General features: G+C 29.8%; 1 pseudogene. It reads right to left on the minus strand.

The window, feature by feature from the left end:
• Positions 1 to 550 (minus strand): annotated as a pseudogene (locus tag EPJ72_RS12940) (hypothetical protein); the annotation flags it as partial.

A 550-nucleotide genomic window follows, 5' to 3' on the forward strand; every position in this document is an offset into this window, starting at 1 on the left:
ATTATATTTTTGTATATTTTTATTTGCTTTCTCTAAAGTTAATTCTTGTGTACAAAAATCATAAAATTCTTTTTGGTCTCGGTTGTGTGTACTTTCTACTACACCATCGCTGTGCGTGCCTGCGGCAATACCAAGGTGAGGCTACTGGACTATAAACTCTCTTAATATAGTTTTTCTTGCAAAATATATCTAATGGATGTACTGTATCAAATAAATGTTTGCGATAAGTAAATTCTGTACCATTATCACTTTGAATACAATGTATTCTAAAAGGAAAATAATCTAACATTCGTTTTACAAAATCAATAGTACTGTTAGGACTTTTTTCATCGTATAAATATCTAAAGCTCATTCTCATTGCTAAATCGACAGCAGTAAATTGATAATAGCGTATTTCACCAAAAAAAGCATATTTGACATCTATTTGTACTTTTTCCCCTGCTTCCTTGATATAAATAGCATGCTTTCCTTTATGTTTTCTCTTAATTTTTTTCTTTTTGCTCCTATACAAATTATTTTCTTTTAGGACAGTTTCTATAGCTGTTGTTCC

This window comes from Brachyspira pilosicoli (genome assembly GCF_008016535.1).
In the GTDB taxonomy this organism is placed as follows: domain Bacteria; phylum Spirochaetota; class Brachyspiria; order Brachyspirales; family Brachyspiraceae; genus Brachyspira; species Brachyspira pilosicoli_A.